Here is a 13,706-nt window from a genome sequence, read left to right as displayed (position 1 = left end):
GAGCGGCGGGCGCGAACACCTGAGAGGACACTGTGCAACTGACGGAACTGATAGAAACCACGGTCACCGGGCTCGGCTACGAGCTGGTGGATCTCGAGCGCACCGGGCGCGGCATGCTTTGCATCTATATCGATCAGCCTGCCGGCATCTCGCTCGAAGATTGCGAAAAGGTCACGCGTCAGCTCCAGCACGTCTTGACGGTCGAAAACATCGATTACGAACGGCTCGAAGTCTCGTCCCCGGGGCTCGACCGCCCGTTGAAGAAGCTGGCCGACTTCGAGCGCTTCGCCGGCAGCGAAGTTTCCGTGACCTTGAAAAAGCCGCTGGACGGGCGCAAGACGTTCCGGGGCATTCTGCACGCGCCGAATGGCGAAACGATCGGTTTGGAATTTGAGAGGAAGAAGGGCGAGGCAGCCATGCTGGATTTCACGCTGGCCGATATCGACAAAGCCCGCCTGATTCCGCAAGTTGACTTTAGGAGCCGCAAATAATGAGTCGCGAAGTGTTGATGCTGGTGGATGCGCTGGCGCGCGAGAAAAACGTCGACAAGGATGTGGTGCTGGGCGCCCTCGAGGCCGCGCTCGCGTCCGCTTCCAAGAAGCTGTTCGACGAAGGCGCCGAAATCCGCGTCCATATCGATCGCGAAAGCGGCGAGCACGAAACCTTCCGTCGCTGGCTCGTCGTGCCCGATGAGGCCGGCCTGCAGGAGCCGGATCGCGAGATCCTGCTGTTCGAAGCGCGTGAGCAGAAGCCCGACGTCGAAGTCGGCGAATTCATCGAGGAGCCGGTGCCGTCGATCGAGTTCGGCCGTATCGGCGCGCAGGCCGCGAAGCAGGTGATTCTGCAGAAGGTGCGCGACGCCGAGCGCGAGCAGATCCTGAACGACTACCTCGAGCGCGGCGAAAAGATCATGACCGGCACGGTGAAGCGCCTGGACAAGGGCAACTTCATCGTCGAATCGGGCCGTGTCGAGGCGCTGCTGCGCCGCGACCAGCTGATCCCGAAGGAAAACCTGCGCGTGGGCGACCGCGTGCGCGCGTACATCGCGAAGGTCGACCGCACCGCGCGCGGCCCGCAGATCGAGCTCTCGCGCACGGCGCCCGAGTTCCTGATGAAGCTGTTCGAGATGGAAGTGCCGGAAATCGAGCAGGGCCTGCTCGAGATCAAGGCAGCCGCTCGCGATCCGGGCGTGCGGGCGAAGATCGGCGTGATCGCCTACGACAAGCGGATCGATCCGATCGGCACCTGCGTCGGCATCCGCGGTTCGCGTGTGCAGGCCGTGCGCAACGAGCTCGGTGGCGAAAACATCGACATCGTGCTATGGTCGGAGGATCCCGCCCAGTTCGTGATCGGCGCGCTCGCGCCGGCAGCCGTCCAGTCGATCGTCGTCGATGAAGAGAAGCATTCGATGGACGTCGTCGTCGACGAAAACGAGCTGGCTGTCGCGATCGGCCGCAGCGGTCAGAACGTTCGCCTTGCCGGCGAGCTGACCGGCTGGCAGATCAACATCATGACGCCGGACGAATCCGCGCTGAAGCAGGGCGAAGAGCGCGATCGGCTGCGTGCGCTGTTCATGGCGCGTCTCGACGTCGACGAAGAAGTCGCCGACATCCTGATCGACGAAGGCTTCACGAGCCTCGAAGAGATCGCTTACGTGCCGCTCAACGAAATGCTCGAGATCGAGGCGTTCGACGAGGACACCGTGCACGAGCTGCGCAACCGCGCTCGCGACGCGCTGCTGACGATGGCGATCGCGAACGAAGAAAAGGTCGAAAACGCAGCGCTGGATCTGAAGAGCCTCGACGGCATCACGCCGGAGTTGCTCACGAAGCTGGCCGAGCACGGCGTGCAGACGCGCGACGATCTCGCCGAGCTGGCTGTGGATGAACTGGTCGACATGACCGGGATGGAAGAGGATGCCGCTAAGGCGTTGATCATGAAAGCACGTGAACATTGGTTCCAGTGAGAAATGACCATGGCGCACTGATTTGATGGCGGCCGTATGGCCTGACCCGATGCTAACCGCAAGGAATCGGTCCTTGCACTAAGAGGAATGAATGGCGAGTAACAACGTAGCCCAATTTGCCGCGGAACTGAAAATGCCTGCTGGTGTGCTGCTCGAACAGCTGCAGGCAGCGGGCGTCCAGAAAGCGAGTGAAGACGATGCGCTGTCCGAGTCGGACAAGGCGCGTCTGCTCGATCATTTGCGCAAGTCGCATGGCGCAACCGACGGCGACAAGCGCAAGATCACGCTGACCCGCAAGCATACGTCGGAGATCAAGCAGTCTGACGCGACGGGCAAGGCTCGCACCATTCAGGTCGAGGTCCGCAAGAAGCGTACGTTCGTCAAGCGCGACGACGTGGCCGAAGGTGCGGAACAGGGTCAGGCACAGGTTGCTGAAGCGGACGACGATGCGGAACTGAAGCGTCGCGAGGAAGAGGCGCGCCGCGAGGCCGAGCTGCTCGAGAAGCAGGCGCAGGAGTTGCGCGAGCGCCAGGAACGCCTCGAGCGCGAGGAAGCCGAGCGCCGTGCCCGCGAAGAAGCGGCCGAAGCCGAGCGCCGCCGCGCCGAGCAGGAGGCGGCGGCGAAGCGTGCCGCGGCCGAAGCCGCTGCGGCCCAACAGGCTGCGGCCCAGCAGGCCGCTGAGTCGCGGCAGGAAGAGGCCGGTGCGCAGTCCGCGCAGGATGAAGCACGCGCGGCCGCCGAACGTGCGGCCCAGCGCGAAGCGGCGAAGAAGGCCGAGGACGCAGCCCGCGAGGCGGCGGACAAGGCGCGCGCCGAGCAGGAAGAGATCAGCAAGCGCCGTGCGGCGGCAGAAGCCGAAGCACGTGCGATCCGCGAAATGATGAACACGCCGCGCAAGGCCGTGGTCAAGGCAGTCGAGCCGCCGAAGCCGGTGGAACCGCCGAAGCCGGCCGAAGCGAAGGGCACGCTGCACAAGCCGGCCAAGCCGGCCGGCGCGGCCGCGACGGCACGTCCGGCCGTGAAGAAGCCGGCCGGCGCAGCGCCGGCGGCAACGCAGGCACCGGCAGGCGCGGGCGACCGCAACAAGAAGCCGGGCGGCGGCAAGGGCGGCTGGCAGGACGACGCGGCGAAGCGCCGCGGCATCAAGACGCGCGGCGATTCGAGCGGCGGCGTCGACCGCGGCTGGCGCGGCGGCCCGAAGGGTCGCGGCCGTCACCAGGACAGCGCGTCGACGTTCCAGGCACCGACCGAACCGATCGTGCGTGAAGTGCACGTGCCGGAAACCATCTCGGTTGCCGATCTCGCGCACAAGATGTCGATCAAGGCCTCCGAAGTCATCAAGGTGATGATGAAGATGGGCCAGATGGTCACGATCAACCAGGTGCTGGACCAGGAAACGGCGATGATCGTCGTCGAGGAACTGGGCCACCGCGCGCTTGCCGCGAAGCTGGACGATCCGGAAGCGCTGCTGGTCGAAGGCGAGACGGGCACCGATGCGGAGCAGTTGCCGCGTCCGCCGGTCGTCACGGTGATGGGTCACGTCGACCACGGCAAGACCTCGCTGCTCGACCACATCCGCCGCGCGAAGGTTGCAGCGGGCGAAGCGGGCGGCATTACGCAGCACATCGGCGCATATCACGTCGAAACGCCGCGCGGCGTCATCACGTTCCTCGATACGCCGGGTCACGAGGCGTTCACGGCAATGCGTGCACGCGGCGCGAAGGCGACCGACATCGTGGTGCTGGTGGTGGCGGCCGACGACGGCGTGATGCCGCAGACGAAGGAAGCGATCGCTCACGCGAAGGCCGGTGGCGTGCCGATCGTCGTGGCGATCAACAAGATCGACAAGCCGGAAGCGAACCCGGACCGCGTCAAGCAGGAACTGGTCGCCGAAGGCGTCGTGCCGGAAGAATACGGCGGCGATTCGCCGTTCGTGCCGGTCTCGGCGAAGACGGGCGCCGGCATCGACGACCTGCTCGAGAACGTGCTGCTGCAAGCTGAAGTGCTGGAACTGAAGGCACCGGTCGAGGCGCCGGCCAAGGGCATCGTGATCGAAGCGAAGCTGGACAAGGGCAAGGGCCCGGTCGCGACGATCCTCGTGCAGTCCGGTACGCTGAACCGCGGCGACATCGTGCTCGCGGGCACCGCTTATGGCCGTGTGCGCGCGATGCTCGACGAGAACGGCAAGCCGACGAAGGAAGCCGGCCCGTCGATCCCGGTCGAAATCCAGGGTCTGTCGGAAGTGCCGGGTGCGGGCGAGGAAGTGATCGTGCTGCCGGACGAGCGCAAGGCGCGCGAAATCGCGCTGTTCCGTCAAGGCAAGTTCCGCGACGTCAAGCTGGCGAAGCAGCAGGCCGCGAAGCTGGAAAGCATGCTCGAGCAGATGGGCGAAGGCGAAGTGCAGAACCTGCCGCTCATCATCAAGGCGGACGTGCAGGGCTCGCAGGAAGCGCTCGTGCAGTCGCTGCTCAAGCTGTCGACCGATGAAGTGCGCGTGCAGATCGTGCACAGCGCGGTGGGCGGCATCAGCGAAAACGACGTCAACCTGGCAACGGCTTCGAAGGCGGTCATCATCGGCTTCAACACGCGTGCGGACGCACAGGCGCGCAAGCTGGCCGAGGCGAACGGTATCGACATCCGCTACTACAACATCATCTACGACGCAGTGGATGAGGTGAAGGCCGCGATGTCGGGCATGCTGGCGCCGGAGAAGCGCGAAGTCGTGACCGGCATGGTCGAGGTACGCCAGGTGTTCAAGGTGCCGAAGGTCGGTACGGTCGCAGGCTGTATGGTTACGGACGGTATCGTCAAGCGCTCGTCGTCGGTTCGCGTGCTGCGCAACAACGTCGTGATCTTCACGGGCGAACTCGAATCGCTGAAGCGCTTCAAGGACGACGTGAAGGAGGTCAAGCAAGGCTTCGAGTGCGGTATGTCGGTGAAGAACTTCAACGACATCATCGAAGGCGACCAGTTCGAAGTCTTCGAAGTGACCGAAGTCGCACGTACGCTGTAATCGTCGCGTATCGGCTCTTGGGCGGGGCAGGCTTGGGCCTGTCCCGCCCATTTTCATGGTGGCGTGCTCGACGCGCGCCGCTTCATCCTGATAAACGGATCACGGATCGATCATGTCCAGGAAACGTACTTCCCCCAATCGCAACGTTCAGATCGCCGACCAGATTCAGCGCGATCTGTCCGAACTCATCATGCGCGAGGTCAAGGATCCGCGCATCGGTATCGTGACCATCCAGAGCGTCGAACTGACGCCGGACTACGCGCACGCGAAGGTCTATTTCACCGCGCTCACCGGCGATCCGGACAAGACGCAGGAAGCGCTGAACCACGCGTCGGGGCACCTGCACAACCTGCTGTTCAAGCGCCTGCACATCCATACGGTGCCGACGCTGCATTTCCATTACGACCAGACGATCGAGAAGGCCGTGGAAATGTCGCGCCTGATCAAGGAAGCCAACTCGACGCGCGCGAAGGACGACGACGAAGCCGACGCACCCGCGAAGGACGATTGAGCACGCGCCCGATGACGACTGCAGCTTCCCAGCGTCCGCGCGTGCCAAGACGCGCGCTGGACGGTGTTCTTCTGCTCGACAAGCCGGTCGGCCTGTCGAGCAATGACGCATTGATTCGCGCGAAGCGCCTGCTGCTTGCGAAGAAGGCCGGCCATACCGGTACGCTCGACCCGCTGGCCTCGGGGCTGTTGCCGCTGTGCTTCGGCGAGGCGACCAAGTTCTCGCAGGACTTGCTGGAAGCGGACAAGACCTACGAAGCGACGATGCGTCTCGGCGTGCGCACGACCACCGGCGACGCGGAAGGCGACGTGCTCGACACGCGCGCCGTCGGATGCGACCGCGCGGCGGTCGAAGCCGCACTTGCGCGCTTTACCGGCGAGATCGTGCAGGTGCCGCCGATGTATTCGGCGCTCAAGCGCGACGGCAAGCCGCTGTACGAATACGCGCGGGCCGGCCAGGCCGTCGAACGGGAGGGCCGCAACGTGACGATCCATGCGCTCGACCTGCTCGCCTGCGAACTGCCGGACGTGACGTTTCGCGTGACCTGCAGCAAGGGCACGTACGTGCGCACGCTGGCGGAAGATCTCGGCGAAGCGCTCGGTTGCGGCGCGCACTTGACGATGCTGCGCCGCACGGGCGTCGGCGCGCTCACGCTCGAGCACGCGGTCACGCTCGACGCGCTGTCCGACGCTGCCGAAGCGGCGCGCGACGCGTGGCTTCAGCCGGTCGACGCATTGCTGTCGACGTTTCCGCTCGTGCGTCTGGACGACGCCAGCGCGAAGCGGTTCCTGCACGGCCAGCGTTTGCCGCTGTCCGCGCTCGATCCGATCGACGCGGCGGATGGCGAGCGCGTGCGCGTGTACGACGCGCAGCGGCTGCTCGGCGTCGCTCGCAAGACCAACGGCGTGCTCGCGCCCGAGCGATTGGTCGTGACGGCGGCATGATCGGCGGCGCGCAAGCGCCGTCGAAACGAAAAAAAGCCCGGTCTCGACCGGGCTTTTTGTTGCGTGAGCACGCGCGAGCACGAAGGCTTCAGTGTGCCGCCGACGCGGCCGCGCCCGCATCGCCGCCGCCTGCGCGTTCCGGCTTCGTGATCCAGATCAGTCCGATCAGCAGCACGAAGATCGCCGCCGAGATATAGAACAGATCGTTCACGCCAAGTTGCGCAGCCTGCTGTGTGGCCATGTTGTTGATGAGGCCGTGTGCCTGGTCCCGTGTCAGCCCGAGGTTGCCCATCTGCGTGACGGCCTGGTTGAACGTCGGATTGTACGGATTGGCCTGCTCCACCAGCTGCGCGTGGTGGAAGTTGTTCCGGTGATCCCATGCGGTCTGGAAGATCGACGTGCCGATGCCGCCGCACATGATCCGCACGAAGTTCGACAGCCCCGATGCCGCGGGAATGCGGTGGCCGGGCAGGCCGGACAGCGTGATCGACACGAGCGGGATGAAGAAGCCGGCCATCGCGATGCCTTGCACGAGCGTCGGCAGCGTCAGCGACCACTCGTCTACGCCGGTCGTGTAGCGCGAGCGCATCCAGAAGCACAGCGCGAACGTCAGGAACGACGCCGTCGAGATGAAGCGCGGATCGGTGCGCGGCAGATACTTCCCGGTGAGTGGCGACAACAGGATGGCGAACAGCCCGACCGGCGCCATCACGAGGCCGGCGTCGGTCGCGGTATAGCCGATTTGCGTCTGCAGCCACAGCGGTAACAGCACCAGATTGCCGAAGTACAGACCGTATCCGATCGACAGCGCGACCGTGCCGCCGGTGAAGTTCCGTATGCGGAACAGCGACAGGTCGACGACCGGATGCTCGGCGGTCAGCTCCCAGATCACGAAGAACGCGAACGCAATGACGGCGGTCAGCGCGAGCACGATGATGGTCGTCGACGCGAACCAGTCGAGATCCTTGCCCTTGTCGAGCATGATCTGCAACGAGCCGACCCAGACGACCAGCAGCGCGAGGCCCACGCCGTCGATCGGCGCGCGGCGCACGGCCGACTCGCGATTGCGGTAGATCACCCACGTCGCGGCGGCGGCGGCGATGCCGACCGGGATGTTCACGTAGAAAATCCACGGCCACGAGTAGTTGTCCGAGATCCAGCCGCCGAGGATCGGGCCGGCGACCGGTGCGATGAGCGTCGTCATCGCCCATAGTGCGAGCGCCATCGGCGCCTTCGCGCGCGGATAGCTCGACAGCAGAAGCGCTTGCGACAGCGGAATCATCGGGCCGGCGACCGCACCCTGAAGCACGCGCGACGCAAGCAGGAACGGCAGGCTCGGCGCCAGTCCGCACATCCACGACGAGATGACGAACAGGATGATCGACGCGAGGAACAGGCGGACTTGCCCGAAACGGTCGGTCAGCCAGCCGGTCAGCGGCACCGAGATTGCGTTCGCGACCGCGAACGACGTGATGACCCACGTGCCCTGGTCGGACGACACGCCGAGGTCGCCCGAGATGGTCGGGATCGCGACGTTCGCGATGGACGTGTCGAGCACGTTCATGAACACCGCGAGCGATACCGCGACCGTCCCGAGCAGGAGTTGCCCGCCCTGCAAGGGCGGGTGGGAGACAGGAGCCTGTGCCATGTCGGTTGCCTTTCCGAAGTCGGAACGGTTACATCATTTTCGCGGCGCTGCCCTGCTTCGCCGCGGCCGGTGCCGGCGCATTGCCGCCAGCGTTCTCGGCGATGATGCGCGCGATTTCGGCGTCGGCGTCGTCGCCGTACTTCGCGAACACGTTGGTCTCGTAGACCGTGTTCTGTGCGTTGGCAAGCTGCTCGCCGCGCTCGTCCTTGATATTGACGTCGACCTGCATCGACAGGCCGATGCGCAGCGGGTGCTTCTCGAGATCCTTCGGATCGATCTCGATCCGCACCGGCAGGCGCTGCACCACCTTGATCCAGTTACCCGTCGCGTTCTGCGCCGGCAGCAGCGAGAACGCCGACCCCGTGCCGGCCGAGAAGCCGACGACCTTGCCGTGATAGACCGCCGACGAGCCGTAGATGTCGGCCGTCAGTTCGACCGGTTGGCCGATGCGCATGTGCTTGAGCTGGACTTCCTTGAAGTTCGCGTCGACCCACACGGCATTCAGCGGCACGACCGACATCAGCGGGTTGCCCGGCGACACGCGCTGGCCGACCTGCACCGAGCGCTTCGCGACATAGCCGGTGACCGGCGCCGGCAGCACGTTGCGCGCGTTCGCGAGGTACGCGTCGCGAACCTTCGCCGCGGCGGCCAACACGTTCGGGTGCGATGCGATCGTCGTGTTCGCGGTCAGTGCGCGGTTCGATGCGAGCTGCTGCTGAGCGGCGTCGACCGACGCTTGCGCGGCGCGCACGGCGTCGCGTGCATGGGAGATTTCTTCCTGCGACACGGCGCCCGTCTGCGCGACGGCCAGCCGGCGGCGCAGGTCGTCCTGCGCCTTCGACAGATCGGACTGGCGCAGCGCGACCTGCGCGCGGTACTGATCGTCGTTGACGAACAGGCCGCGCACCTGGCGCACCGTCTGCGCGAGATTCGCTTCGGCCTGCTGCAGCGCGACCTGCGAATCGGCCGGGTCGAGCACGACGAGCGGATCGCCGGCCTTGACCGTCTGCGTATCGTCGGCCTTCACGGCGATCACGGTACCCGTGACCTGCGGCGTGATCTGCACGACGTTGCCGTTCACGTACGCATCGTCGGTCTCTTCATGGAAGCGCGCGACGAGGAAGTAGTACAGACCGTACGCGATGGCCGCGATCACGATCACCGCGATCAGCAGCGTCATCATCCGTTTGCGCTTCCCGTTGTTCTGCGGCTGGGCGCTGGCGGCGTTTTGTTGAGGGTCGCTCATGGCGATTTTCTCCGTCCGTTATTTCGAGTATCTGCGTAGTGGTGGCGCCGGATCAGTTGGCGGCCTGTTTGGTCTGCTTGTCGGCGTCGGGCGCGGCGAGCCGCGTGCCGGTCGCGTCGAACCCGCCGCCGAGCGCCTTGATCAGCGCGAGCTGCATGTCGCGCCGGCGCATCTTCAGGTTGGTCACGGTCTGCTCGGCAGCGAGGCGGTTGCTGTCCGCGGTCAGCACCTGCAACTGCGGCGACAGGCCGGCCTTGTAGCGGATCACGGCGAGGTCGTATGCGCGCGTCGACGCGTCGAGCGCACGCTGCGCGTCGTCCATCTGGCGATCGACCGCACGGATCGACGCGACCTGCGTGGCGACGTCGTTCAGCGCGTTGATCAGCGTCTGGTTGTAGTTCGCGACCGACAGATCGAAGTCCGCATAGCGGCCCTTGAGCTGCGCGCGCAGCGCGCCGGCGTCGAAGATCGGCAGGTGGATGGCCGGGCCGAACTGCGCCTGGCGGCTCGCGAAGTTCAGGAATTTGCCCCAGCCGAACGCATCGAAGCCGAAGCCGGCCGCGAGGTTCACGTCCGGGAAGAACTCCGCCTTCGCTTCCTTCACGTCGTGCATCGCGGCTTCGACCTGCCAGCGCGCGGCAACGATGTCGGGGCGGCGCGACACGAGGTCGGCCGGCAGATTGCCGGGCAGCGCGACGTCGCCGGTCGGGTTCAGCACCGGTGCGGCGATCTGCAGCCCACGGTCGGGGCCTTTGCCGAGCAACGCGGCGAGCTGGTAGCGCACGGTCGTGATCTGGCCGTCGAGGTCGGACAGCGACGCCTGCGTGGTCGCGATGTTGCCGCGCGCGGTCTGGCGTTCGACGTTGGTGTCGAGACCGGCCGACACGCGGCCGTCGGTGATCTTGCCGACCGTCTGGCGGTTGGTGATCTCGCGTTGCGCGATGTCGCGCAGCGCGTACAGCTGCGCGAGCGAGTTGTAGGTGCGGGCGACCGACGACGCGAGCGTGATGCGCGCCTGCTGCATGTCGGCTTCGGCGGCCTTTTCCTGCGACACCGCGGTATGCAGCCGTTCGCGATTCTTGCCCCACAGGTCGAGATCCCACGACGCGCTCGCGAGCACGTTGTTCTCGCTGTACCACTGGCCGCCGTATGGCGGCGGGAACAGTGCGTTCGACGAATACAGCTCGCGCGTCCACGAGTAGCTCGCTTCGGCCTTCGGCATCAGGTTCGAGCGCGACGATTCGATGTACGACGACGCCTTCGCGATGCGCGCCTGCGCCTGCGCGATCGACGGGTTGCCCTGGAGCGCCTCGTCGATCAGCTTCGGCAGTTGCGGATCGCCGAACTGGTTCGCCCAGTCGAGCGTCGGCCACTGGCCGCCCTGGGCCGGCAGGCTCTGGGCGGTTTCGAATTGCGACGCGGGAGCGATCTGCTTGTCGCTCTTGATACCGATGTAGTTTGCGCAGCCTGCCAGCGCCAGCGCGGCAACCGCGGCGGCGACGGCAGCGCGGCACGACCCGGCTCGCACGGACAACGGGGAGGATTTCATCGCGCTGTTCCCTGACTCGGAATGAATGATGGACACTGCAAGGATTTCCTTACATTAATCTGTCAAAACTAATTGTTATGGCAACTATTGCGTGATGCTGCCGCCGGCGTTCTCGCAATAGTTGCTGAGAATGCGGCGCAGCATGCTCTTCAGAAAACCGACTTCTTCCGGCGTAAACCCGTCCAGCAACTCGTCGAGCACGCTGCGGAACACCGGCGGCAGCCGCTCGGCCAGCGCGCGGCCCTCGTCGGTCAGTTCGAGGCGCACGACCCGCCGGTCCTCGACGCTGCGCACGCGGGACAGCAGCCCGCGCTTTTCGACGCGATCGAGCAGGCGCGTGACCGCGCTCGCATCGATCCCATACTCCCGCGCGAGTTCGGCGGCCGTCGAGCACCTGCCGACCGCGATCATGAACAGCATGCTCGCCTGCGTGCCGGTGATGCCGAGCTCTTCCTGCGTGCGTTGGGTGACGAGGTTGGTCATCACCGACTTCACGCGCGACATCAGATAACCGACGCTGTCGTTCATCTGATACGTGGACAGCGGCGAAACGGGCGGTTGGGAGGGAGAATCCGACATAAAACCCTGAGGCTGCAATAGTTGACTAGGCAGTAGTATAGGTACAATTGCTTGCCGCGGCAAATGTTAATCGAACGGCTCCGGCCGTGCTGGGCGTCACGAGATTACCTTGCGGGCGATAGGGTTTTCGGTGTCGGGCGGTGCGTTCGCCGGCGCGTCTTGCGGGTCCGGGGCGAGGGCGGGGCGCCGGCGCTTGTTGCGTTGCAACGAGGCGGTCCGGCTTTCGACATTCTCACGTGCTATAATTTGCGGTTTCCAAGCTGCAACGCGCGCGCACGTGTCCCGGTGACTGACGAGCGTGCGCGTTTGCGCGTTCAACGATTTCAGGTTTCTATGACCCGCGCCCTTCGCAATATCGCCATCATCGCTCACGTCGACCACGGCAAGACCACGCTCGTCGACCAACTGCTCCGCCAGTCCGGCACCTTCCGCGAGAACCAGCAGATTGCCGAGCGGGTGATGGACTCGAACGACATCGAAAAAGAGCGCGGGATCACGATTCTCGCGAAGAACTGCGCGGTCGAATACGAAGGCACGCACATCAACATCGTCGACACGCCGGGGCACGCGGACTTCGGTGGCGAGGTCGAGCGCGTGCTGTCGATGGTCGACTCGGTGCTGCTGCTCGTCGACGCGGTCGAGGGCCCGATGCCGCAGACGCGCTTCGTCACGAAGAAGGCGCTCGCGCTCGGCCTGAAGCCGATCGTCGTCATCAACAAGATCGACCGTCCGGGCGCGCGGATCGACTGGGTCATCAACCAGACGTTCGACCTGTTCGACAAGCTCGGCGCGACCGAAGAGCAGCTCGACTTCCCGATCGTGTACGCGTCGGGCCTGAACGGCTACGCGTCGCTGGATCCGGCGACCCGCGAAGGCGACATGCGCCCGCTGTTCGAGGCGATCCTCGCGCACGTGCCGGTTCGTCCGGCCGATCCGGATGCGCCGCTGCAGCTTCAGATCACGTCGCTCGACTATTCGACGTACGTCGGCCGGATCGGCGTCGGCCGCATCACGCGCGGCCGTATCAAGCCGGGCCAGCCGGTCGTGATGCGCTTCGGCCCGGAAGGCGACGTGCTGAACCGCAAGATCAACCAGGTGCTGTCGTTCAAGGGCCTCGAGCGCGTGCAGGTCGACTCGGCGGAGGCCGGCGACATCGTGCTGATCAACGGTATTGAAGACGTCGGCATCGGCGCGACCATCTGCGCGGTCGACACGCCGGAAGCGCTGCCGATGATCACCGTCGACGAGCCGACGCTGACGATGAACTTCCTCGTCAACTCGTCGCCGCTCGCCGGCCGCGAAGGCAAGTTCGTGACGAGCCGCCAGATCCGCGACCGTCTGATGAAGGAACTGAACCACAACGTCGCGCTGCGCGTGAAGGACACGGGCGACGAAACGGTGTTCGAGGTGTCGGGCCGCGGCGAACTGCACCTGACGATTCTCGTCGAGAACATGCGTCGCGAAGGCTATGAGCTCGCCGTGTCGCGTCCGCGCGTGGTGATGCAGGAAATCGACGGCGTGAAGCACGAGCCGTACGAACTGCTGACGGTCGACGTCGAGGACGAGCATCAGGGCGGCGTGATGGAAGAGCTCGGCCGCCGCAAGGGCGAGATGCTCGACATGGCGTCGGACGGCCGCGGCCGCACGCGTCTGGAGTACAAGATCTCGGCGCGCGGGCTGATCGGCTTCCAGAGCGAATTCCTGACGCTCACCCGCGGCACGGGCCTGATGAGCCACATCTTCGATTCGTACGCGCCGGTCAAGGACGGTTCGGTGTTCGAGCGCCGCAACGGCGTGCTGATCTCGCAGGATGACGGCGCGGCAGTCGCGTACGCACTGTGGAAGCTGCAGGATCGCGGCCGCATGTTCGTGAAGCCGGGCGACGCGCTGTATGAGGGCATGATCATCGGCATCCATAGTCGTGACAACGACCTCGTCGTGAACCCGATCAAGGGCAAGCAGCTGACCAACGTGCGCGCGTCGGGCACCGACGAAGCCGTGCGTCTCGTGCCGCCGATCCAGATGTCGCTCGAGTACGCGGTCGAATTCATCGACGACGACGAACTCGTCGAAGTGACGCCGCAGTCGATTCGCCTGCGCAAGCGCTTCCTGAAGGAGCACGAGCGTCGCCGCGCGAGCCGCGAAGGCGCGGTCGACTGAGCATCGACCGTTCCCGCGCATCACGGAAAAGGCCGCCTTCGGGCGGCCTTTTTGCATTCGCGCGACGTGCAACCGGGCCGGTTGCAAAAC

Annotated in this window: 10 protein-coding genes; 6 read left to right on the top strand and 4 right to left on the bottom strand. The window is 65.4% G+C overall.

Translation table 11 applies throughout. The features are described 5' to 3' along the window. Window positions 1–32 precede the first annotated feature (32 nt). The 5 genes from rimP (at window position 33) to truB (ending at window position 6,434) form a co-directional block, all read left to right on the top strand. Window positions 33–491: a ribosome maturation factor RimP gene (gene rimP, locus BSE24067_RS07825; protein ID WP_040144047.1), complete on the top strand. Its 459-nt coding sequence runs from the start codon at window positions 33–35 to the stop codon at window positions 489–491. After that, the gene (gene nusA, locus BSE24067_RS07820) at window positions 491–1,966 is read left to right on the top strand and encodes a transcription termination factor NusA (protein WP_040144048.1); all 1,476 of its coding nucleotides are present in this window, start codon (window positions 491–493) and stop codon (window positions 1,964–1,966) included. The genes rimP and nusA overlap by 1 nt, the downstream gene beginning before the upstream one ends. Window positions 1,967–2,057: 91 nt before the next feature. Beyond that, a complete protein-coding gene (gene infB / locus BSE24067_RS07815; RefSeq protein ID WP_151064309.1) occupies window positions 2,058–4,979 on the top strand; it encodes a translation initiation factor IF-2 in 2,922 nt (973 codons plus the stop codon). A 112-nt stretch (window positions 4,980–5,091) separates the two neighbouring features. Further along, on the top strand, window positions 5,092–5,490 hold the full coding sequence (gene rbfA, locus BSE24067_RS07810) for a 30S ribosome-binding factor RbfA (RefSeq protein WP_006495346.1): 399 nt from the start codon (window positions 5,092–5,094) through the stop codon (window positions 5,488–5,490). An 11-nt stretch (window positions 5,491–5,501) separates the two neighbouring features. After that, window positions 5,502–6,434: a tRNA pseudouridine(55) synthase TruB gene (gene truB / locus BSE24067_RS07805; RefSeq protein ID WP_151064310.1), complete on the top strand. Its 933-nt coding sequence runs from the start codon at window positions 5,502–5,504 to the stop codon at window positions 6,432–6,434. 88 nt (window positions 6,435–6,522) lie between these two features. Here the strand turns inward: truB and BSE24067_RS07800 are convergent, their stop codons facing one another. The 4 genes from BSE24067_RS07800 to BSE24067_RS07785 all read right to left on the bottom strand — a co-directional run bounded on the left by BSE24067_RS07800 (window position 6,523) and on the right by BSE24067_RS07785 (window position 11,456). Then, window positions 6,523–8,082, bottom strand: a complete 1,560-nt coding sequence (locus BSE24067_RS07800; RefSeq protein ID WP_151064311.1) for a DHA2 family efflux MFS transporter permease subunit — start codon at window positions 8,080–8,082, stop codon at window positions 6,523–6,525. Window positions 8,083–8,110: 28 nt separating this feature from the next. Continuing rightward, window positions 8,111–9,328, bottom strand: a complete 1,218-nt coding sequence (locus BSE24067_RS07795; protein WP_151064312.1) for an HlyD/EmrA/EmrK family protein — start codon at window positions 9,326–9,328, stop codon at window positions 8,111–8,113. 52 nt (window positions 9,329–9,380) lie between these two features. After that, window positions 9,381–10,877: an efflux transporter outer membrane subunit gene (locus tag BSE24067_RS07790; RefSeq protein WP_151064313.1), complete on the bottom strand. Its 1,497-nt coding sequence runs from the start codon at window positions 10,875–10,877 to the stop codon at window positions 9,381–9,383. Between the two features lie 84 nt (window positions 10,878–10,961). Further along, window positions 10,962–11,456, bottom strand: coding sequence for a MarR family winged helix-turn-helix transcriptional regulator (locus BSE24067_RS07785; protein ID WP_151064314.1), 495 nt, complete (start codon window positions 11,454–11,456; stop codon window positions 10,962–10,964). Between the two features lie 333 nt (window positions 11,457–11,789). Between BSE24067_RS07785 and typA the strand changes: the two genes are divergently transcribed. Then, window positions 11,790–13,616: a translational GTPase TypA gene (typA, locus tag BSE24067_RS07780; protein ID WP_151064315.1), complete on the top strand. Its 1,827-nt coding sequence runs from the start codon at window positions 11,790–11,792 to the stop codon at window positions 13,614–13,616. Window positions 13,617–13,706: the final 90 nt, after the last annotated feature.

This window comes from Burkholderia latens (genome assembly GCF_902499045.1).
Classification (GTDB): domain Bacteria; phylum Pseudomonadota; class Gammaproteobacteria; order Burkholderiales; family Burkholderiaceae; genus Burkholderia; species Burkholderia latens.
The sequence above is the reverse complement of the archived record's forward strand: the minus strand, read 5'-3'. Positions and strand labels throughout refer to the sequence as shown.